This window comes from Stenotrophomonas sp. 89682_Sma, from assembly GCF_056481405.1.
Genome location: NZ_CM151147.1, coordinates 1,994,099 through 2,014,086, shown reverse-complemented (window position 1 = coordinate 2,014,086; position 19,988 = coordinate 1,994,099). Strand labels below are relative to the sequence as shown.

Here is a 19,988-nt window from a genome sequence, read left to right as displayed (position 1 = left end):
CTCGAAGTTCGGAACGGGGCGCGGATCAGCGCGAAGCAAGGCGGTCGATGGCGGCGGCATAGCCTCGATGGCCATGCTCGAGCGTGCGTGCCACCCGTCCGGTGGTGGTCACGCTGACCCCGGTGCGCTCGTGGATCTCGCGATACGGCACGCCCTGCTGCAGCAGCGGCACCACCTTCCAGCGGTCGGCCATGGCTTCCAGTTCGGCGGGGGTGCACAGATCGCGCAGGAACGCTTCCACCTGCTCCGGCTCGCGCAGGCCGGCAAAGGCCCGGGCGAGGGCTTGCAGGTCGGCCTTCGGGTCTTTGGCGGCAATTTCGGGACGGGCCTTCACGGGGCGGATCTCTTTGCATCAATGTAATAGCGCGTTAGTACATTAGCGCATTCTTGCGCAGTGCGTCAAATCGAGGGTTGGGGTGCGGCAGGGCTGCTGCCCTGCACCCGCCAAGAGCCAGAGCAAAAGGAAATGCTGATTTCCTGAGCGTTGGCGGGGAGGGTCCGGTGGCAGGGGACGCAGTAAACCCATCCATGGGGGCTTGGTCGCGGCTTGCTCGTGTGCGCTGTCCTGCGCACACGGCAAGACCGGGGCTGGGCATCCTGCCCAACCCGCCCGAGGCATGCCTCGGGCCCATGCCGCTCACACCCCTGCCACCGAACCCTCCCCGCCTTCGACAGTTGGCCGCGATCTGTCAGAACAGCATGGATCGGATCGGAACCGGCTTTTGTAGAGTCGAGCCATGCTCGACTGGGCTTCGCCCGTAAACGCAGAACGCCCACCATAGGCGGGCGTTCTTCTTATAAATCAACAACCTAAAATAGACTCAAGGCAGGCAGCGCACCTCGGCCTGCAGCGCCCCGCGTCGCAGGCATTCGCCGAACAGGCTGCCCTGCCGGCTCGGCAGTGGCTGGATGTTCTCCAACACGCCTGCGCTCGCCACGCACGTCCGAGCGGCCAGGGCTCGTAGGTCATCCTCCAGCTGCGCGCGGTCGATCACGTGGCAGCGATCGACCTGCAACCGGTACTGTGCCGGACCGATCCGCGCACTGTGCAGCGCCGGATCGCTCTGGCAGCCCGCCAGCAGGAGCACGCTCAGCGCCCCTGCGGCGGCCCGCATCACGCCATCGCCCTGGACTGCTCCAGCTCCACCTGCAGGGTGCTGGCCAGCTCGTCGCGGGAGACTTCGAACTGCTGCTCGCGCAACAGGTCCTTCACCGCCACCACGCCGCGCGCCAGCTCGTCCTCACCGGCCAGCACCACGAAGCGGATGCCGGCCTTGGCGGCGTACTGGAACTGCTTGCCGATCTTCTTAGGCTCCATCTGCACTTCGGTGTTGATGCCGCCGGCGCGCAGGCGACGGGCGATGTCCAACGACTGCGGCATGCCCTGCTCGTCCATCAGCGCCACCAGCGCCTGCACGCTGCTGGCTTCGATGCCGTCGATCAGGCCGGCCTCGCGCAGCTGCCAGAACAGGCGCGAAAGGCCGATGGAAATGCCTACGCCCGGCAGCTTCGACTTGCTGTAGTGGCTGGCCAGGTCTTCATAACGGCCGCCCGAGCAGATGGAGCCGATCTGCGGGTGGTCGGTCAGCGTGGTCTCGTACACGGTACCGGTGTAGTAATCCAGGCCACGCGCAATCGAGAAATTCAGGCAATAGGCGCTTTCCGGCACGCCCAGCGCCTGCACCAGCTGCAGCACTTCGCGCAGCTCGGCAACACCGGTGCGCAGCGTTTCCGACGAAGCCGCGCCGGTTTCCAGCGCGGCCAGCTGGGCCAGCGCATCGGCATGGCCCTGCGAACGCACAGCCACGAAGGCCAGGATCTTCTCGACCTGTTCGGCCGGGATCCCGAAGCCTTCGCCGACCAGCGTCTCGCGCACGTAATCGGCGCCGCGCTTGTCCAGCTTGTCCACTTCGCGCAGCACCGCCAGCTGGCGCTCGCCCTCGGCCACGCCCAGGCTTTCGAAGAAGCCACGCATCAGCTTGCGGTTGTTCAACTGGATGCTGAAGTCGCCGATACGCAGTTCCGAGAACACCGCGTGGATGACCGCCAGCACTTCGGCGTCATAGCGCACGCTCAGGCTGTCCTTGCCGATCACGTCGATGTCGCACTGGTAGAACTCGCGGAAACGGCCGCGCTGGGCACGCTCGCCGCGGTACACGCGCTGCATCTGGTAGCGACGGAACGGGAAGGTCAGTTCGTGCTCGTGCTCGGCCACGTAGCGCGCCAGCGGCACGGTCAGGTCGAAGCGCAGCGCCATTTCCGGCAGCGAACGGTCACCCGATTCGGCGGCGTTGGCCAGCGCACCGGTGGACTGCACGAAATACACCTGGCGCTCGGTCTCGCCGCCGGACTTGGTCAGCAGCACGTCGGACAGCTCGAACACTGGCGTCTCCACCGGCAGGAACCCGAAGCGCTCGTAGTTGCGGCGGATCACGTCCAGCATGCGCTGGAACGCAATCTGCTCGCGCGGCAACAGTTCAAGGGTGCCGGGCGGGGTACGGGGCTTGATCACGGGCGGAACTCCTGCTGGAACGGGACGTGGGAGGGGGCGACATTCTAGCGCCCCCGCCTCCGGCAGGGTCGAACGGCCGCTTGAAGTATCATAAGGCCCTCCCCGCCCGCGATACGCCCCCGCAACATGTCACGGCCTTCCGGCGCTCCGCCCGCCGCCAACGATCCCGCCTCGCCGTCCTGCACCACGCTGGACTGCCTGCACTGCTCGGTTCGCCACCTTGCGGTGTGCTCGGCGCTGTCGCCCGATGAAGTGCAGGCACTGGAACAGGTCACCGTTTCCCAGCAGGTCAGCATGGGCAGTACGCTGGCCCGCACCGGCGAAGAGCGCGACCATGTCTATACATTGACCGCCGGTGCCCTGCGCCTGGTGCGCACCCTGGCCGATGGCCGCCGCCAGATCAATGGCTTCGTGCTTCCCGGCGACTACCTGGGCCTGAGCGGCAGCGACCACCACCGCTACGATATCGAGGCCATCGCCGACAGCCGCGTATGCCGCGTCGCCCTGCCGCAGATGAAGGTACTTCGCAGCCGCTTCCCGCATCTGGAGCGCAAGCTGCTGCAGCGTGCCTGCCAGGAGCTGGACGCCGCGCAGGACGCCGCACTGGCACTGGCGCGGCTGCAGCCCGCCGAGAAGCTGGCCGATTTCCTGCTGCGCCTGGCCGCGCGCGAAGCCAAGCTGGGCGGCAATGGCCTGCGCGTCTCGCTGCCGATGGGCCGTGGCGACATCGCCGACCATCTGGGCCTGACCATGGAAACGGTCAGCCGCACCTTCACCAAGCTGCGCCAGCAGGGGCTGATTGCCCTGCCCCACCTGAACGTGGTGGAGATCCTCGACGAGGACGGGCTGCGCACGCTGGCCGGTGAAGGGTTGATCTGACCGCATCGCGGTTGGTTGAGTTGCCGGCCAGCGGCCGGCACTACCGGCCTGCATCCATCCGGTCGCGCGCAACCCGCGCTGCATCCTCACGGTAGTGCCGGCCGCTGGCCGGCGACCCCAGACATCTTCGATCAGCGCAACAACACCTCGCGCAACGCCGCGTAATCGGCCGCCAACGGTTCCGCGTGCGCAGGCCGCTGCAACAGTGCATCCAGTGCCGGCGGCACCGCCACTGCTTCGCCAATCAACGGCTCCACCACCGCCTCGAACTTGGCCGGATGTGCGGTGGCCACCACCGCCCAGTCACCCTTGGCGCCGCGCGCACGCAGGTCCTGCAACACTTTCACCGCCGTTGCCGTGTGCGGGCAGAACAGTTCGCCGCGGCTCGCATGCGCCGCCGCAATCGTGGCACGGATGGTCACGTCGTCCACCGCAAACGCACGGAAGTCCGCGCGCAGCTCTGCATCATCGCCGTGATAGAGCCAGCGCAGGCGCTCGAAGTTGCTCGGCGCGCCCACGTCCATCGCATTGGCCACGGTGGCCACGCTGGCCTGCGGCTGGTAGTCGCCACCATTGAAGTACGCCGGCAGCACCGCATTGGCATTGGTGGCCAGCACGATCTGCCCGATCGGCACGCCCAGCGCGCGCGCCAGCACTGCCGCCATCGCGTTGCCAAGGTTGCCGGTCGGCACCACCAGATTGAGCCGGCGACGGGTGTCAGCATGATGGGTCAGTGCCGCATGCGCGTAGTAGCTCATCTGCGGCAGCAGGCGGCCGAGGCTGATGCTGTTGGCCGAACTCAACGGCACCTGCGCCTGCAGTTCGCGGTCGGCCAGCGCCTGCTTGACCATGGCCTGGCAGTCGTCGAATGCACCGGCCACGCGCAGCGCCTGGATGTTGTCGCCGAAGCAGCCGAGCTGGTGTGCCTGCCGTGGTGACACGCGGCCATCCGGGTACAGCACCACCACGCGCACGCCGGGCTGGCGATGGAACGCCGCCGCCACCGCGGCACCGGTATCGCCGGAGGTGGCGACGACGATCGTCAGGTCGCGATCCTGGCCAGCCTGCAACCGCGACAACGTGCCGGCAAGGAAGCGCGCGCCGATATCCTTGAATGCGGCCGTCGGCCCATGGAACAGCTCCAGCACATGGTCGCCATCGCCCAGCGGGCGGAGCGGCACGGGGAAATCGAACGCTTCCCGGCAGATCGACGGCAACGCAGACTCCAGCGCGTCACCGGAAAAGAACGGCGCCAGCAGGTCGGCGGCGCTATCGGCCAGCGTCGCACCGGCCTGCAGCTCACGCGGCGCCGGCAGCACCTGGGGCACATACAGCCCACCATCGGCCGCCAGTCCTGCGGCGATGGCTGCGCTGAGGCCAACGGCCGGAGACTGGCCGCGTGTGGAAACAAATTGCATGGGTCGGGTATCCAGTAAGGGGGAGGGATTCAGCACAGCCGGGCTCCCGGCGCGTCGAGCGGCGACACCCAGGCATCGCTGTCAAAGCCGGCACCCGCGAAGGCGGCCCGCACCGGCGCCACCGCAGCGTGGGCCTGGTCGGCGTCTTCAAACCAGGCGAACACGCTGGGACCGGCACCGGAAATGCCTGCGCCCATCGCATTCGCCGACAGCGCCGCATCGCGGGCTGCCACGAACCCCGCAATCAGGCCGGCCCGCCGTGGTTCCACCAGCACATCGCGCAGTCCAGCCCGCACCAGCGCCGCATCACTGCGATGGCAACCACTGAGTACCAGCGCCAGGTTCGCGCTCTGCGCCACGAACTCACCCAGTGCATAACTGCCCTGCAGTGCCTGGCGGGCGCGACGCGTTTCCAGCACCGCGTGCGGATGCACCAGCAGGCTGTGCCAGCTGGCCGGCACCGCGATCGGCAGCAGGCGATCGGCCGTGCACAGCGCGAGACCGCCCAGCAGCAACGGACCTACGTTGTCACCGTGGCGGCCACCGCTGGCCACCGCCTCGCCATCCAGCGCAAACGGATAAAGCGCCTCGCGTGACAGTGGCGCATCCAGCAGCGCGTTGGCGGCAACCAGCGCCGCGACGCATGACGCCGCAGAGCCCCCCATGCCGGAACCGAACGGAATGCCCTTGTCGATTTCGACCGCAAAGCCGAAGTCCAGGCCCAGGCCTTCGCGCAGTGACATCAGCGCAGCGCCCGCAGTGTTCCCGGCTGCATCCAGCGGCAGCTCGACCGCACTGCCACGGATCGCTTCGATGCGCACCACCTGCCCCTCGATGCGGCGCACGCTCACGCTATCGCCAACCCCGGCAATGGCATGGCCGAGGATGTCGAAGCCCACCGCCACGTTGGCCACCGACGCGGGCGCAAACGCACGTGCGATCACAGGCGCGCTCCTTCACCGGCCGCCACCCGCAGCAGGTCGGCGAACACACCGGCGGCGGTGACTTCGGGGCCGGCGCCCGGCCCCTGCACCACCAACGGATTGTCGCAGTAGCGGCGGGTACGGAACTGCACCACGTTGTCGGTCAGCCGCAGGTTGGCGAAGGCGTGATCGGCCGGCAGCTCCTGCAGACCCACCGAAGCACCATCGGCGCCAAGCCGCGCCACATAGCGCAGCACGGCACCGCGCGCCCGCGCATCGTGCAGGCGTTGCAGCAGACTGGCATCGGACTCGCCCAGGCGCGCCATGAAATCATCCACGCTGCCCTCGCGCAGCAGTGCCGGCACCAGGCTTTCCACCTGCACCTGCTCCAGGCTGAGCGCATGGCCCGCCTCGCGCGCCAGGATCACCAGCTTGCGTGCCACGTCCACGCCGGACAGGTCATCGCGCGGGTCCGGCTCCGTGTAGCCCATCGACCGCGCCTGCGCGACCAGCGAAGAAAATGGCTGGCTGCCGTCGAAGCGGTTGAACAGCCAGGCCAGCGTGCCGGAGAAGATACCTTCGATGGCCAGCACCTCGTCGCCCGTATCCACCAGATCACGCAGCGTGGTGATCACCGGCAGGCCCGCGCCCACCGTGGCCTCGTAGCGGAAGCGCGCACCACTGGCAGCCGCAGCAGCACGGATGCGCTGGTAGCGCGGCAGCGGCCCGGCACCGGCCTGTTTGTTCGGGGTGACTACATGGATGCCGGCCGCCAGCCAGCCCTCATAGCGCTCGGCCACGTCGGCACTCCCACTGCAGTCGATCACCACCGCATGCGGCAGGTGCGCGGCCAGCAGGTGTTCGGTGAATCGATCCAGGTCGCTGGACTCGCCCGCTTCCTGCAGAGCCTCCCGCCAGTCGGCGTGCAGGCCGTCCACTTCCAACCGCATGCGCGAGCGCGAGGCCAGTGCACGCAGGCGCAGGTCGACATTGGCCTTGGCCAGCAGCTGCGGGCGGGCCACCAGCAGCTGGTCCAACAGTGCGGCACCGACATTGCCCGGCCCGATCACACCCACCGCGAAGGTCTGCGGCGACAGCCAGAAACCGGCATGCGCCGCGCGCAGCGCACGGGTGGCATCGGCACTGTCCACCGCCACCGAGATATTGCGCTCGGACGAGCCCTGCGCGATCGCCAGGATGTTCACCTGCGCACGCCCCAGTGCCTCGAACAGGCGTGCGGCCACACCCGGCTGGCCGGCCATGCCGTCACCGACCGCCGCCAGGACGCTGACGCCCTCACTGACCTGCACGCGCTGCACCTGCCCGACCGACAGTTCATGCGCGAACGCGTGCAGCAGCGCCTCGCGGCCACGCGCCGCTTCGGCAGCACGCACCACGCAGCAGATCGAATGCTCCGACGACCCCTGCGAGATCATCACCACCGATACCTGCGCCTGGCGCAGCGCGGCAAACACGCGCTCGGCCGTACCCGGCACACCGATCAGACCGGTGCCCTCCAGGTTCAGCAGGGCCAGCCCGGGGCTCAGAGTCAGTCCCTTCACCGGCCCGCGTGGCGAGCGCTCGGCGGAGATGCGCGTACCCGGATGCGCCGGCTGGAAGGTATTGCGGATGAAGATCGGCAGGCCGAGGCGGATCGCTGGCGACATCGTCTGCGGATGCACCACCTTGGCGCCGAAATAGGCCAGTTCGCAGGCCTCGTCGTAGCTCAGCGATTCCAGCTGCACCGCCTCGGGCACCAGCCGCGGATCGGCCGACAGCACGCCATCGACATCAGTCCAGATGTGCAGCTCGTCAGCGTTGAACAGCGCGGCAAAGATCGCACCGGAGTAGTCGCTGCCGTTGCGGCCGAGGGTGGTGATGCGGTCATGGCGGTCACGGGCGACGAAACCCGTGGCAACCACCCGCGGCTGGGGATGCTGCAGGCGCCACTTGGCCAAGCGGTCGGCACTGGCTTCCCAGTCGACATCCACACCCAGTTCGCCATGGCCGACCACCAGCACATCGCGCGCATCCAGCACCGCGCAGTCTTCGCCCAGCGCCTGCAGGTGCGTGCCAAGCAGCTGCGCGGAGAACACTTCGCCCAGGCCCTGCACGCGGTCGAGTACTTCGCGTGGCAGCTCGCCGATCACCGCCAGCGCCGCCAGCACTTCGGCCAACTGCTCGAAGCGGGCATCGATCCATTCGACGGTCTCGCCCACCTGCTCGCCCAGCAGGGCCACGGCGGCGCCCCGGTGGCGCGCGCGCAGCGCATGCCAGGCCTCGCGCCAGCCTTCGTCACCCTTGGCTGCCAGCTGAGCCAGCTCGATCAGTGCGTCGGTGACCCCCTTCATCGCCGAGACCACAGTGACCTGCAGCGATTCGGGGCGCGCCAGCAGCAGGCCGGCAACATGGCGGTAGCGTTCGGCATCGGCCACCGAGGTACCGCCGAACTTGTGCACGACGATGGACGGTGCAGCCAGGTCGGCCGGGGCAACGGGATGAGCGGGGGCGTGGGAAGACATGCAGACCTCGGTAGGAGGCCCCGTCGCATGCAGGTGTCGAGTTTCCCCGCCACCTGTATGGTGCGGGGCCGTGGTTTTCGGGAGTTACACGAAGACGACGGGCCGCACCAGGGCAGTGGTGACGGTGGTGGTGGTAATGGTGGTGGTGGCGACCGGCGCAGTCGAACCGCCCGCAGTGGCGGGGGCGATCAGGCTGGCGTGGGCGGCATCAAGAACCATGGCGTACAGAAAACACTGCACGCCGGGCGGCTGTCAAGTGCTGCGATGCAAAAATCCGCTGCGGCGATCATCGGCCAACGTGCCGACATTTGGTTGCAACTGAGACCAAGCCGATATCAGTACCCATGACTACCGCATTCAGCCGGCATGTTCGGCGATCGCTCGTGGGGTGCGATGGGCATGCGCGCACAGCATCACGCCGGCCACCAGGAACACGATCGCCAGCGCTTCCAGCAGCGAGGGCCAGCGCTGCTGCCAGGCGAATGCGTAGAGCAACGCGAACAGGGTCTCGAATACGATCATCTGGCCAGTCAGGGTCAGCGGCAGCAGGCGGCTGGCACGGTTCCAGAACGCATTGCCAAGGATCGATGCGACCACCGCCACACCGGCGCTGATCGCCCAGAAACCACTCCACTGTGCCGCTGTGTGCCCGCCGGTGTGACCGATGAAGGCCATCGGCACCAGCAGCAGGGCCAGGCCGCCGGTGGTGACGCCGGTCAGCAGTGACCAGTCGTGGCTGGACAGGTCCGGCCGGCGCGCAAGCCAGCGGCTGTTGCCGATCGAGTACAGCGCCCACGAGAACAGCGCACCGAACGCGCACAGCAGGCCGATCAGGCGCTGCCGCCACGGTGTTGCCAGGTGCTCGGACATCAGTGCCTCCCAGCCCACCAGGGCCACGCCGAGCACGCACAGGCCCAGTGCCGGCAGCAGCTGCTTCAAAGGCACTGCGCCCTGTTCGCGCACGCCGACCAGGGTGACCACCACCGGAATCAGGCCGACAATCAGGGACGCCGCCGCGCCGCCGGCCCACTGCACCGCCGTGGCCAGCAACAGGAAATACACGAGGTTGCCGGCCAGGCTCAGCCACAGCAGGCCGATCCATTCGGCGCGGCCCAGCCGCGGTGCCAGCCGCTTCCAGCGCGGCAGCAACAGGGCCACGGCGATCAGGCCATAGACCAGGTAGCGACCGGCGGACAGTTGCAGGGCGTTGAACGACTGCAGCACAGCGGGCGCGAGGAAGACCACGCCCCACAGCGCGCCAGCGGCAACGCCATTGGCGATGCCCAGGGCCATCGGGTTGTTGCGCATTCGGGTTCTTCGGGGGAGAGAACGGGCCGCGCAGTGTAAGCGCTGGCCGGTGCACGCTCTTGACCCAGGCTACTGCCCTGCGCAGTCGCTGATCTGTAGAGCCGAGCCTATGCTCGGCTGCCTTTGTCTACGCAGCGGGCAATCGCAGCCGAGCGCGGGCTCGGCTCTACAGGACACCGGCGATTGTAGAGTCGAGCCATGCTCGACTGCTTTTGCACCAGCCATCCCGCGAACGGCCGTCGAGTCTGGCTCGACGCTACAGTCCTGCGCCCCTGCGCCATGCTGCGGGGGTCTGCCCACACTCGCGGCGCAGCGCGCGGGTCAGCGCGCTCTGCTCGGAATAGCCTGCGGCCAGCGCGATATCGCTGATCGGCGCCGTGCTGGTGCGCAACCGATGCTTGGCCCAGCGCAACCGGCACGCACTGAGCCAGGCCTGCGGGCTGAGCCCGAACTCCTGCTGGAACAGCGCGTGCAACCGGCTCTCGCTGACCCCGACGAATCCGGCCATGCGCGCCACCGGCCAGGCCTGCCCAGGGCCAGCCTGCACCGCCGCACACAGGCCCTGCATGCGCGCGCCACTGCCAGCAGGTGCAAATACCTGCAGCAACTGCGGCAGCAGCGCTGGCATCGGCTGCCCCGCCTGCACCTCGGCCAGGCGCCGACGCAATGCCAGCGGCAGATGCAGCCAGCGCTGCCGGCACAGATGTTCCTGCGTGCCGTCATCAAGCACGCCCGGAGGACAGTCAACGATCACGAACCCATTGGGCCCGTCAGCCATCTGGTCATGCGCCTCGCCGGCAGCAACGAATGCTCCCTGCAGCAGGTCCAGCCGACCACCGCGCCCTTCCATCTCGAACTGCAGCTCACCCTGCAGCGGGAGCACCCACTGCGCGTAGTCATGCCGATCCAGGCCAGTGGCCTGCCCGTAGTGCCGCAGATGGAAGATCGCGCCCATCCGCGCAGTGTGCGCGTGCAACAACGGCCGTGCAAACCGCTGCTATAGTCGATCCGTCATCCAACGCAGGGAGTGCAGGACATGACCCATCAGCAGGTGTCCCCGGTGATCGCCACCAGCCTCGGCCTGATGCTCGCAGCTTCGGCCTCCGCACAGGAGCGTACGCCACCGGCTCCGCACTGCATGGACGCTGTCGGTGTACAGGAAGTGGAGCAGGCATCACCGCGCTCGCTCGCACTGCGCGCCGCCTCCGGCCAGGCCTATCGGATCGACTTCAACGAAGATTGTCCCGGCGTCCGCGGTGCCACCTCGTTGAAGCTGGAAGCCCCCGCCGGCTGGGCCTGCGGCCGCCCCAGCGAACGCGTCGTGGTCGACGGCCGCCGATGTGCCATCAGCGCGGTCACTCCGTTGCAGGATCGTGACTACGCCAGCGTCGCCCGCGACAGCGACCGCCTGCGCACGGCCACCCTGCCCGCCGTGACCATCCGCGAACGCAAGGAGGTACGCCGCAGCTTCGGCGGCTCACCGTCCTACTGCTTTGCCACGCGCAACGTGCGCGCCTGGTCCTCCGACCCGCAGGGCGTGCTGGTGGAGACCGATCCGCGCCGCAATGGCGGCCACCGCTACTACCGGGTCGAACTCGGCAGCCACTGCCGCCAGCTCGACCGTGCACCGCAGCTGAGCTTCCACTCGGGCCTTCAGAACGGCCTGATCTGTGGCAATCCCGGCGACCGGGTCACGACCGCCGGGTTCGAAGCAGGCGACCTGCGCCATGACGGGATCGCGCCGCTGCCGCAGTACACCCGCGGCAGCTGCGCGATCCAGGCGGTCTACCCGGCCTCCAGCCAGGCGTCGAACTAACCGTCAACGCCGAGGAAGGTGAACGGTGCGCTGGGCACGAAGTGACCCAGCGCATCGCCGGCAAAGGTGTTGCGCTGGTCCTTGCCAAGTTCGAGCTTGAGCACCTGGCCGCCGAAATCGACCTTGTTCAGATCGACCCAGAAGGTGTTCGGGGTCAGCGCCGATTCGAAGAAATACAGCCGCCGCTTGTGGTCAGCCACGGTGCGCCAGCGCGTGGATGAAATGTTCGGCTCGCCCGGCGTGGTAATGCCATACGGCACCGAGGTGTTGCGGATCACGCTGAACACACTGGCCAGGGCCACCACCGGGTCCTCCGCCTTGGGAATGGCGTTGATGTAGAACGAGGCGCGCGCGAAACGGTCCGCGGAGCGATTGGTGCCGGGCAGCATCACCGTGCCGCCGATCTGCTGCCAGTAGGTGTTGAGCGCCAGCTGCTGCTCGAAGATCGGCGAGTTGGTCATCACCTGGTAGCGCCGGTCATGGTGGATCACCTGGCGACCGCCGATGTACTCGACGATGGCGCTGTCGCCGCTGGCATCGGACAGTGAAAGATGCAGTGTTGCCTGCCGATCCTCGCCGGGCACCTTGTCGGTGACGATGGAGTACGGCTCACGCTTCAGCGCTGCCACTGCCTCCTCCACCGTAGCGAAGTTGTCCAGCACGTACTGTGCCCACAACGAAATCGCCAGGCCCGGTTTGTTGCCGCGCTGCTGTGGATACTCCGATTCGACCAGCCACAGCAGGTTGGCCACCAGGCCCTTTTCGTTCATGCCATCGGTGGTCGACACGTCGTAGCCGGTCGCCACCACCGAACCGTAACGCGCAGTCCAGGCCAACGACTTCGGGCCGGCCTGACCGGTGCGGGCAATGCCGCGCGGCAGTATGTAGAGGTTGGTCGCCACATCGACCTTCCAGTCCATCGAGCGCGCGGTGATCACATCGCCGTTGTCGCCCAGGTACACCGCGCGCGTGCAGGCCAGTGCCGGTGCCACGGCTGCGGCCAGCGCGACCGCCAGCATTCCCCTTCCCATCCACTTCATCCGTGCCATGTCGTTGCACTCCTTTCCCCGTGATCCGAAGATAGGACCCCAAGCAGGGTGACACAGGGGTGAAAGCCTCAACGTACGAAGCGGTCGTGCAGCCAGAATCCTGCAAGCATCGCAGGCACGAACCACAGGGCTTCGCGCGACGCCACGGCCAGCCCGGCGATGGCCGGGCCCGGGCAATAGCCCGCCCAGCCCCAGCCGATGCCGAACAGCGCGGCACCCAGCAGGAGGCGAGCATCCACGCCCCGCGTAGCAGGCAGCTGGAAGTGGTCTGCATACAGCGGCTGCTGTCGCCGCAACACCCACCGCTGCCCGACCGCACTGACCAGCAACGCCGAGCCCAGCACCCACATCAGCGTGGAATCGAAATCACCGGTGATGTCGAGGAAGCCGAGGACACGACGCGCGTCGGTCATTCCCGACATCGCCAACCCCATGCCAAACATTGCGCCCGCCGCGCCGGCGGCCCAGACGACGCGGCTCATGACAGGCCTCCGCCATGGCGGACCAGGAAGGTGGTCAGCATCGCGCAGGCCATGAACACCAGCACCGCCAGCAGCGACCGCTTTGAGCCGCGGGCCAGGCCGCAGACCCCGTGACCGCTGGTGCAGCCATTGCCCAACCGCGTACCGAAGCCGACCAGCAGGCCGGCACCGACCAGCTGCCACGCCGGCAAGGCATCACGCAGCAGCCCGCGTGGCGATGCCTCGGGCACCGATTGCCACCACAGCACCAGCCCCGCCGATGCGAGCAGGCCGGTCAGGAAGGCCCAGCGCCAGCCACGCTCGCCCTTGGCTGCGTGCAGGCTGCCCGCGGCGATGCCGCTGATGCCCGCCACGCGTCCGATGGTGGCGAGCAACAGCACCGCAGCGGCGCCGATCAACGCACCGCCTGCCACCGCGCTCCATGGCACGTTCATGCCCCGCCCTCTTCGCTGCCGCACATGGCATTGTCCATTTATTTAGATTATTCTAAATTAGATCATCCTAAACAAAATGGTCAACCATGGCCCGGACCCCGCTCGACAGCGCCGCGATGGCCGAACACGCTTCACAGGCAGCCACGCTGCTCAAAAGCCTGGCCCATCCGGCCCGGTTGCGGGTGCTGTGCCGCCTGGTCGAAGGTGAGGCGCCGGTGCCGGAACTGCAGGCGCTCACCGGCCTGAGCGCATCGGCGCTGTCACAGCATCTGGCGGTACTGCGCGGACTGGATATCGTGGCGACCCGGCGCGAAGCACAGGCGATCCACTACCGGGTCGTTGAAGGGCCGGCGCTGGGCGTGCTGCAGGCGCTACATGCAGCCTACTGCGGTGGTACTTCGCGCTGAATCCCGCGCAGGCCGTCAGCCAGCGTGCAGCGCCGGCTGCACCACCTGATCGAGCAGGTCCACCGGCGTCGGTGCCGAACGGTCGCCCTGCAGGGTCCGGGTGAACCCGGACCAGTCACTGGAAGAAAGCTGCCGCAGCATCGCCGCGTCGACCGGTAGCGAACGCATCGCCCAATAGGGAAACTGGCGCTGGCCCAGGCGCCCGCGTCCCAGTTCGATGATGTCGATGTGGCTTCCTGCCTGCAGGATGCGCTCGTAGACCGAATCGATGCCGTCCGGCGGACCCTCGATGTACTGCAGGAAACGTTCGCCGTCATGCAGCAGCACGCCGGTCACCCCTGCCAGCTTGTTGAAACGTGCCGCGTCTTCCACCAGCCGATGCAGGCGCTCGGCGGACAAGTCCGGCAGCGCCCGGCTGACGTAGGCGATGACGCGCAATGGCATGGCGCTTCCCTGGCAGGATGTGCAACCACGGTAGCAGTTGCGGACGAGTCCGTCTCAGGCCGCCCGCGCGCTGGCTGAAGAGTTCAGGTTGCCGCCATGACCGCGCCGTCGCAGCGCCGAGGCAGCATTGCTTCGAACACCACCTGCCCCGCGTCGTTGCGGGCCGCAATGCGCCCGCCGTGCGCGCGGACGAACTGATCGACGATGTACAGGCCAAGGCCCAGGCCCTTGCTCTGGTGGAAGCTGGCCTTGAACGGTTCGAACAGTCGCGGCAACAACGCGTCATCGATCCGGCCGGCGTTGCTGACCCGCAGCAGTACGCTGCGCGGGTCGCGCCCGTCCACCTCCACCCTCGCCTCGCTGCCATGGGTCAGCGCGTTGCCGACCAGGTTGGCGGCGACCTGGCCAAGGCGATCCAGATCGCCCTGCAGACGCGTGTCTCCCTGCATGTCCAGGCGGATCCGGTCCATCCCATGCGCGCTGCCCGCTTCGGCTACTACCGCGCGCGTCACGTCGGCCAGATCGCAGGCACTTGCCTCCAGCCTCAGGCCACCGCTGCGGATCCGCGAGAAATCCAGCAGCTGCTCGACCATCCGCGCCATCCGCAGGGTGCTCGCCTCCAGGTACTGCAGGGTCTGCTGCGCGCCCGCGTTTTCTTGCGGAAGCTCCAGCGCCAGCTTGTCGGCACACAGCAGGATCGCCGACAAAGGCGTGCGCAGATCGTGGGTCAGCACCGCCGCCATTGTCTCGTTGAGCTTCAGCGCCCGCTCCAGTGCCTCGTTGCGCACCTTCAGCAACTGCCGCTGCTGGTACAGCTCGATGAAGACGTTGACCTTGCTCAGAATCACCGGTGGCGCCACCGGCTTGTGCAGGAAATCGACCGCGCCGCTCTCGTAGCCCTTGAACACGCGCAGCGGATCATCCGGGGACGCGGTCAGGAAGATGATCGGAACGTCGCGGCTGCGATGCGAACCGCGCATCAGTTCGGCCAGGGTGAAGCCATCGATCTCCGGCATGTGCACGTCAAGCAGGGCCAGCGCTACTTCGTGCTCCAGCAGCAGCTCCAGTGCCTGCGCCCCCGAGGCGGCCAGCAGCAGGTTGACCCCTTCGCGCTGCAGCAATGCCTGCATGGCTACCAGGTTCTGCGGCACGTCGTCGACGATCAGCAGGTTGACCGGGGTCTGCGACTGCGCAGGGTCCGGTGGCAACAGGTTCATGCAAACAACTCCTTCAGGCGGCGACACATCAGTTCAAGGGGCAGCACGGCATCGGCGCCGGCGTACTGCAGGGCGGAAGCCGGCATCATCGATGCCTCGGCCTCCTCGGGACATTGCAGCCAGGCGCAGCCACCGGCAGCACGCACTGCGGCGACACCTTCGCTGCCATCGCTGCTGGCACCGGTCAGCAACAGTGCAAGCACCTGCGGGCCGAACACCGCGGCGGCGGATTCAAACAACGGGTCGATGGCCGGCCGCGAGAACAGCACCGGCGCATCCACCGACAACGCCAGCGAACCGGCGTCTTCCACCAGCAGGTGGTAGTCCGGTGGCGCGAACGTCACCGTACCGGGCTGCAGTGGCTGCTTGTCCTCGGCCTCGCGCACCGGCAACGCGCAGTACGGCGCCAGCACCTCGGCGATGCGGCTGGTGCGGTCACGCGGCAGGTGCAGCACGGCCAGCACCGGCGCCGGCAGCCCCGACGGCAACGCACCCAGCACGGCCTGCAGGGCCGCGACGCCACCCGCCGACGCACCGATCACCAGCAGCGCGGGACGCGCCGGCACGATCATCAGGCCACCTTCCGGTACAGGCGGTGCTCGCGCGAACAGACCTCGAAGGCGTCATGGTGGCACCCGAACTGCAGCGACTCCTTGCTGCCCAGGCCAAGGAAGCCACGGTGCACCAGCGCTTCGCGGAACAGGCCGACGGCCCGGTCCTGCAGATCGCGGTTGAAATAGATCAACACATTGCGGCACGACACCAGGTGCACTTCGGAGAACACGGTATCGGTGGCCAGGCTGTGGTCGGCGAACACCACGTTGCGACGCAGCTGGCGGTCGAACACCGCACCATCGTAGGCGGTGGCGTAGTAGTCGGACAGCGACGCCGTGCCACCGGCGGCCAGGTAGTTGCGGCTGAACTGGGCCATCCGGTCGATGCCATAGGCACCCGCCTCGGCGGTGGTCAGCGCGGCCGGATTGATGTCGGTGGCATAGACGATGCTGCGATCAAGCAGGCCCTCTTCGTGCAGCAGGATCGCCAGCGACCACACTTCCTCACCGGTGCTGCAGCCGGCCACCCACAACTTCACCGAGGGATAGGTGCGCAGTACCGGCACCACCTGCTCGCGCAGCTCACGGAAGTACGCAGGGTCACGGAACATCTCCGAGACCTGCACCGTGAAAAACTGCATGGCCTGGGCGAACAGTTCCGGCTCGTGCAGCAGCCGGTACTGCAGGTCGACCAGCCGCTCGCACTCATAGCGCTGCATCGCCTGGCGCATGCGCCGGCGCAGCGACGACACCGCATAACTGCGGAAATCGTAGTGGTAGCGCTGGTACAGCGCCTCCAGCAGGATCCTCAGCTCAAGGTCGAACAGCGCCTGCTCGCTCATTGCCGCGAGCACCAGACCCGGCACAGCGAGACCAGCTTGTCGACGTCGATGGGCTTGGCGATGTAATCGTTGGCGCCGGCCTGCAGGCAGCGCTCGCGGTCATCGGGCATGGCCTTGGCAGTCAACGCGATGATCGGCAGGTCCTGCAGGCGGCGCTGCGCGCGGATCTCGCGCATCGCGGCCAGTCCGTCCTTCTCCGGCATCATGATGTCCATCAGCACCAGGTCGACGTCGCGCTCGGCCAGGCGGTCCACCGCTTCCTGGCCGTTGCGCGCGATCTCCAGCGTTACACCCAGCGGCTCGAGCACACTGGACAACGCGAAGATGTTGCGCACGTCGTCTTCGGCCAGCAGCACGGTACGGCCGTCGAGCACGGTGTCGCGACGGCGGGCCTCGCGCAGCAGGCGCTGCTGGTCGCTTGGCAGGCTGGCCTCCACGCTGTGCAGGAACAGGGTCACCTCGTCCAGCAGTCGCTCCGGCGAGCGCGCGCCCTTGATGATGATGCTCTTGGAGTAGCGGCGCAGGCGCTGCTCTTCCTCGCGGTTGAGTGCGCGACCGGTATAGACGATCACCGGCGGGAAGCCGACGTCATCGTTGCCGGCCATGTGTTCAAGCAGGTCGTAGCCGCTGCCGTCGGGCAGCGACAGGTCCATCACCATGCAGTCGAAGGTGACCGTGCTGAGCTGCTCCAGCGCGCCGGCCAGCGTTCCCACGGCGACGATCTGCAGCTGATCACGGCCCAGCAGCAGTTCCAGGTTGTGGCGCAGCTCACTGTCGTCCTCGACGATCAGCAGGCGCCGCACGTCGCGCTGGCTGGTCTGTTCCAGCTGTTCGATGGCCGTCACCAGCCGTTCGCGCGTGGTCGGCTTGATCGCGAATCCAATCGCGCCCAGCTCGCGCGCCACCTGGCTGCGATCCATCGCCGAGACCACGTGCACCGGGATATGCCGGGTGTCGGGGTTGCGTTTCAGGCGCTCCAGCACGCTCAGGCCGGACACGTCCGGCAGGCCGATATCGAGCAGGATGCCGTTCGGGCGCAGTTCGCTGGCCAGGGTCAGCGCCTCTTCGGCGGTCCCGGCCACCACGCAGTCAAAGTCCAGTTCATGGGCCAGGGCCACCAGCGCTTCAGCGAACGTGGCGTCGTCCTCAACGGCCAGGATCAAGCGGCCAGCGCGTTGGCGACGACCGCGGTCATCAGCCACGCTGGGCTCCGTCGTGGTCGGCGCCACCGCAGCCCTTGCAGGTGCCGGCATCGCCGGCACAGCGGCCGTGGCCGGCACCGCCACGGGCGCCGCGGAGATGTCAGCGGCGTTCGATGCGGGCGCACCCTGCAACGGCAGTTCCAGGATGAAGCAGCTGCCTCGACCCGGTTCGCTGTCGACCTGGATGCTGCCACCCATGCGCTCGGCCAGATCGCGAGAGATCGACAGCCCCAGGCCGGTGCCACCGTAGCGGCGGCGGGTGCTGCCATCGGCCTGGCGGAATGCCTCGAAGATGACCTGCAGCTGCTCCCGCGCGATGCCGATGCCACTGTCGCTGACCTCGAACCGGACGCGGCCATTGCCAGCCGCGCGCACCTGCAGACCGACCCTGCCGTGCTCGGTGAACTTCACCGCATTGGCCAGCAGGTTCTTCAGGATCTGCTGCAGGCGCTGGCTGTCGGCCATCAGCTGGCTTGGCGCCAGTGCGTCGGCTTCGATCTGCAGGGACAGGCCCTTCTGCCGCGCCATCGGCTCGAACGTCTCGCGCAGGCGCTGCAGCACGCTGTCCACCACCACCACTTCGTCGGCCAGCTCGACGTGGCCGGCCTCGATGCGGGACAGGTCGAGGATGTCATTGATCAACGCCAGCAGGTCATTGTTGGACGACAGGATCGCGCGGGCGTACTTCACCTGCTCTTCGGTGAGCGTGCCGTCCTTGTTGTCGGCCAGCAGCTTGGCCAGGATCAGCGAGCTGTTCAGCGGCGTGCGCAGCTCGTGCGACATGTTGGCCAGGAATTCGGACTTGTAGCGCGACGTAGCCGCCAGCTCGTTGCTGTTGCGCACCAGCTGTGACTGTGCAACCAGCAGTGCCTGCTTCTGCGCCTCCAGCTCATGGGTGCGCTCTTCCAGCTGGACGTTGCTCTGTTCCAGTTCGGCCTGCTGTTCTTCCAGATGGCTCTGCGACTGCAGCAGGCTTCGGCTCTGCTCTTCCAGCTCCTCGTTGGCCACGCGCAGCTCTTCCTGCTGCGCCTGGAGCTCCTCGCCCTGGCGCTGCGACTCTTCCAGCAGAACAACCAGCTGCGCGCGCAGCAGGGAGGCGCGCAGCGCCATGCCGATCGTCTCGGCGCAGCGCTCCAGCAGCTCGCGATCCAGATCGCGCTGCCGGCCCGTCCGGGCGCGTCCCAGTTCGATGATGCCGACCACGGTGCCATCACTGCTGATCGGCGCCAGGATGCGCTCGCGCACAGGCAACCGCCCCAGGCTGGTCTGAAGTTCAAGTACGGCGTCGTCGCTGCCCTCCAGGTGACGGATGCATTCATCCCGCGCCACCTGCCCGGCCACGCCCTCCTGCAATGCCAGCGACGCCGGCATGCCGGACGGCAACGCCAGGCCACCGGTCAGCTGCAACCGCCCTCCATCCAGCCGGTATACGGCGCCGACGTCGGCCTCCAGCTGCGCGCCCAGACTGGTCGCTGCCGCCTCGGCGATCTGCTCGGGACCGAGATCGCCGCGCAGGCTCATCGCCACCGCGTTTTCGGCCTCCTGCAGCCACAACGCCCGCATTGCATCCCGGCGTGCCTGGATCGCGCGGGAAACGATCAGCGCGATCATCAGGAACGCACAGCCGCCGATGCTTCGGTTGACCAGCGAGAACGCCGAATTCGAGCTGGCCGGGGCGATGTTGAACCCGATGACCAGCAGGACGCAGGCGAGCACAGCCACGATGAACGGCGCGCGTGCACTACGCTGGAACACCGTGACCCCCACCGCCAGGAAATAGGCGAGCCAGACGGCATAGCCCAGTGGAACCACCAGTTCCAGGGCGATGGTCGCCCCCAGCAGGACGGCGGAGGTCATCCAGATCCAGCGGTCACGCGTGGTCGCACCAGGACGCATGCAGGTCGGTTCCAGGAAATAAAGGTGGGAGATGGTACCCCGTGTCGTATTCAGCCGCACAGTACGAATGGCACGTGCCATGC

20 protein-coding genes are annotated in these 19,988 nt (G+C 67.6%); 4 read left to right on the top strand and 16 right to left on the bottom strand.

Translation table 11 applies throughout. From position 1 onward, the window contains the following. Nucleotides 1-25: 25 nt before the first annotated feature. The 3 genes from ACZK29_RS09430 to hisS form a co-directional block, all read right to left on the bottom strand. Nucleotides 26-334, bottom strand: a complete 309-nt coding sequence (locus ACZK29_RS09430; RefSeq protein WP_111205064.1) for a YerC/YecD family TrpR-related protein — start codon at nt 332-334, stop codon at nt 26-28. 487 nt (nt 335-821) lie between these two features. Further along, complete coding sequence (locus ACZK29_RS09425; RefSeq protein WP_478446976.1) at nt 822-1,088, bottom strand: hypothetical protein; 267 nt, start codon at nt 1,086-1,088, stop codon at nt 822-824. 26 nt (nt 1,089-1,114) lie between these two features. Beyond that, nucleotides 1,115-2,512, bottom strand: a complete 1,398-nt coding sequence (gene hisS, locus ACZK29_RS09420; RefSeq protein WP_111205066.1) for a histidine--tRNA ligase — start codon at nt 2,510-2,512, stop codon at nt 1,115-1,117. Between the two features lie 126 nt (nt 2,513-2,638). Between hisS and ACZK29_RS09415 the strand changes: the two genes are divergently transcribed. Continuing rightward, entirely contained in the window at nt 2,639-3,391 is a 753-nt protein-coding gene (locus ACZK29_RS09415) for a Crp/Fnr family transcriptional regulator (protein WP_111203969.1), read from the top strand. A gap of 131 nt (nt 3,392-3,522) precedes the next feature. Here ACZK29_RS09415 and thrC read toward each other — a convergent pair whose 3' ends face one another. From thrC to thrA, 3 genes are read right to left on the bottom strand one after another with little or no spacing between them, the layout of a single operon-like run. Further along, a complete protein-coding gene (gene thrC, locus ACZK29_RS09410) occupies nt 3,523-4,809 on the bottom strand; it encodes a threonine synthase (protein ID WP_478446975.1) in 1,287 nt (428 codons plus the stop codon). A 29-nt stretch (nt 4,810-4,838) separates the two neighbouring features. Then, nucleotides 4,839-5,753: a homoserine kinase gene (locus ACZK29_RS09405; RefSeq protein ID WP_478446974.1), complete on the bottom strand. Its 915-nt coding sequence runs from the start codon at nt 5,751-5,753 to the stop codon at nt 4,839-4,841. After that, a complete protein-coding gene (thrA, locus tag ACZK29_RS09400) occupies nt 5,750-8,254 on the bottom strand; it encodes a bifunctional aspartate kinase/homoserine dehydrogenase I (protein WP_459047650.1) in 2,505 nt (834 codons plus the stop codon). The genes ACZK29_RS09405 and thrA overlap by 4 nt, the downstream gene beginning before the upstream one ends. Nucleotides 8,255-8,281: 27 nt before the next feature. On the opposite strand from thrA, the gene ACZK29_RS09395 reads away from it, so the two are divergent. After that, on the top strand, nt 8,282-8,602 hold the full coding sequence (locus ACZK29_RS09395; protein ID WP_164146869.1) for a hypothetical protein: 321 nt from the start codon (nt 8,282-8,284) through the stop codon (nt 8,600-8,602). Between the two features lie 9 nt (nt 8,603-8,611). Here ACZK29_RS09395 and ACZK29_RS09390 read toward each other — a convergent pair whose 3' ends face one another. Continuing rightward, nucleotides 8,612-9,562 carry a DMT family transporter gene (locus tag ACZK29_RS09390; RefSeq protein ID WP_049462024.1) on the bottom strand — a complete coding sequence of 317 codons (951 nt, stop codon included), beginning with the start codon at nt 9,560-9,562 and terminating at the stop codon, nt 8,612-8,614. A gap of 256 nt (nt 9,563-9,818) precedes the next feature. Continuing rightward, a complete protein-coding gene (locus ACZK29_RS09385; RefSeq protein WP_459047803.1) occupies nt 9,819-10,517 on the bottom strand; it encodes a helix-turn-helix transcriptional regulator in 699 nt (232 codons plus the stop codon). 81 nt (nt 10,518-10,598) lie between these two features. On the opposite strand from ACZK29_RS09385, the gene ACZK29_RS09380 reads away from it, so the two are divergent. Then, on the top strand, nt 10,599-11,378 hold the full coding sequence (locus tag ACZK29_RS09380) for a DUF6491 family protein (RefSeq protein WP_459047649.1): 780 nt from the start codon (nt 10,599-10,601) through the stop codon (nt 11,376-11,378). Here ACZK29_RS09380 and ACZK29_RS09375 read toward each other — a convergent pair. The 3 genes from ACZK29_RS09375 to ACZK29_RS09365 form a co-directional block, all read right to left on the bottom strand. Then, nucleotides 11,375-12,427 carry a linear amide C-N hydrolase gene (locus ACZK29_RS09375; protein ID WP_111203975.1) on the bottom strand — a complete coding sequence of 351 codons (1,053 nt, stop codon included), beginning with the start codon at nt 12,425-12,427 and terminating at the stop codon, nt 11,375-11,377. The two genes, ACZK29_RS09380 and ACZK29_RS09375, sit on opposite strands and share 4 nt — an antisense overlap. 68 nt (nt 12,428-12,495) lie before the next feature. Then, complete coding sequence (locus ACZK29_RS09370; protein ID WP_478446973.1) at nt 12,496-12,909, bottom strand: DUF6691 family protein; 414 nt, start codon at nt 12,907-12,909, stop codon at nt 12,496-12,498. Beyond that, nucleotides 12,906-13,343 (bottom strand): YeeE/YedE family protein, encoded by a 438-nt coding sequence (locus ACZK29_RS09365; protein ID WP_478446972.1) that lies wholly within the window; start codon nt 13,341-13,343, stop codon nt 12,906-12,908. The genes ACZK29_RS09370 and ACZK29_RS09365 overlap by 4 nt, the downstream gene beginning before the upstream one ends. Nucleotides 13,344-13,429: 86 nt before the next feature. On the opposite strand from ACZK29_RS09365, the gene ACZK29_RS09360 reads away from it, so the two are divergent. Continuing rightward, on the top strand, nt 13,430-13,750 hold the full coding sequence (locus ACZK29_RS09360) for an ArsR/SmtB family transcription factor (RefSeq protein ID WP_111203978.1): 321 nt from the start codon (nt 13,430-13,432) through the stop codon (nt 13,748-13,750). A 15-nt stretch (nt 13,751-13,765) separates the two neighbouring features. Here the strand turns inward: ACZK29_RS09360 and ACZK29_RS09355 are convergent, their stop codons facing one another. The 5 genes from ACZK29_RS09355 to ACZK29_RS09335 form a co-directional block, all read right to left on the bottom strand. Then, nucleotides 13,766-14,194 (bottom strand): BLUF domain-containing protein, encoded by a 429-nt coding sequence (locus ACZK29_RS09355; protein ID WP_111203979.1) that lies wholly within the window; start codon nt 14,192-14,194, stop codon nt 13,766-13,768. A gap of 83 nt (nt 14,195-14,277) precedes the next feature. Then, the gene (locus tag ACZK29_RS09350; RefSeq protein WP_164146877.1) at nt 14,278-15,411 is read right to left on the bottom strand and encodes a hybrid sensor histidine kinase/response regulator; all 1,134 of its coding nucleotides are present in this window, start codon (nt 15,409-15,411) and stop codon (nt 14,278-14,280) included. Continuing rightward, entirely contained in the window at nt 15,408-15,983 is a 576-nt protein-coding gene (locus ACZK29_RS09345; RefSeq protein ID WP_111203981.1) for a chemotaxis protein CheB, read from the bottom strand. Before ACZK29_RS09345 ends, ACZK29_RS09350 begins: the two co-directional genes overlap by 4 nt. Further along, a complete protein-coding gene (locus tag ACZK29_RS09340) occupies nt 15,983-16,807 on the bottom strand; it encodes a CheR family methyltransferase (RefSeq protein WP_111203982.1) in 825 nt (274 codons plus the stop codon). Before ACZK29_RS09340 ends, ACZK29_RS09345 begins: the two co-directional genes overlap by 1 nt. Next, a complete protein-coding gene (locus ACZK29_RS09335) occupies nt 16,804-19,905 on the bottom strand; it encodes a response regulator (RefSeq protein WP_111203983.1) in 3,102 nt (1,033 codons plus the stop codon). Before ACZK29_RS09335 ends, ACZK29_RS09340 begins: the two co-directional genes overlap by 4 nt. Between the last annotated feature and the right edge of the window lie 83 nt (nt 19,906-19,988).

What these genes read in the sequence shown, in the direction of transcription:
- ACZK29_RS09360 (WP_111203978.1), top strand. Translation starts at nt 13,430, where the DNA reads ATGGCCCGGACCCCGCTCGACAGCGCCGCGATGGCCGAACACGCTTCA.
- ACZK29_RS09395 (WP_164146869.1), top strand. Translation starts at nt 8,282, where the DNA reads ATGCAGGTGTCGAGTTTCCCCGCCACCTGTATGGTGCGGGGCCGTGGT.
- ACZK29_RS09345 (WP_111203981.1), bottom strand. Translation starts at nt 15,983, where the DNA reads ATGATCGTGCCGGCGCGTCCCGCGCTGCTGGTGATCGGTGCGTCGGCG.
- ACZK29_RS09380 (WP_459047649.1), top strand. Translation starts at nt 10,599, where the DNA reads ATGACCCATCAGCAGGTGTCCCCGGTGATCGCCACCAGCCTCGGCCTG.
- ACZK29_RS09415 (WP_111203969.1), top strand. Translation starts at nt 2,639, where the DNA reads ATGTCACGGCCTTCCGGCGCTCCGCCCGCCGCCAACGATCCCGCCTCG.
- ACZK29_RS09370 (WP_478446973.1), bottom strand. Translation starts at nt 12,909, where the DNA reads ATGAGCCGCGTCGTCTGGGCCGCCGGCGCGGCGGGCGCAATGTTTGGC.
- ACZK29_RS09375 (WP_111203975.1), bottom strand. Translation starts at nt 12,427, where the DNA reads ATGGCACGGATGAAGTGGATGGGAAGGGGAATGCTGGCGGTCGCGCTG.
- ACZK29_RS09355 (WP_111203979.1), bottom strand. Translation starts at nt 14,194, where the DNA reads ATGCCATTGCGCGTCATCGCCTACGTCAGCCGGGCGCTGCCGGACTTG.
- ACZK29_RS09390 (WP_049462024.1), bottom strand. Translation starts at nt 9,562, where the DNA reads ATGCGCAACAACCCGATGGCCCTGGGCATCGCCAATGGCGTTGCCGCT.
- thrC (WP_478446975.1), bottom strand. Translation starts at nt 4,809, where the DNA reads ATGCAATTTGTTTCCACACGCGGCCAGTCTCCGGCCGTTGGCCTCAGC.
- thrA (WP_459047650.1), bottom strand. Translation starts at nt 8,254, where the DNA reads ATGTCTTCCCACGCCCCCGCTCATCCCGTTGCCCCGGCCGACCTGGCT.
- ACZK29_RS09335 (WP_111203983.1), bottom strand. Translation starts at nt 19,905, where the DNA reads ATGCGTCCTGGTGCGACCACGCGTGACCGCTGGATCTGGATGACCTCC.
- ACZK29_RS09340 (WP_111203982.1), bottom strand. Translation starts at nt 16,807, where the DNA reads ATGAGCGAGCAGGCGCTGTTCGACCTTGAGCTGAGGATCCTGCTGGAG.
- ACZK29_RS09350 (WP_164146877.1), bottom strand. Translation starts at nt 15,411, where the DNA reads ATGAACCTGTTGCCACCGGACCCTGCGCAGTCGCAGACCCCGGTCAAC.
- ACZK29_RS09385 (WP_459047803.1), bottom strand. Translation starts at nt 10,517, where the DNA reads ATGGGCGCGATCTTCCATCTGCGGCACTACGGGCAGGCCACTGGCCTG.
- ACZK29_RS09365 (WP_478446972.1), bottom strand. Translation starts at nt 13,343, where the DNA reads ATGAACGTGCCATGGAGCGCGGTGGCAGGCGGTGCGTTGATCGGCGCC.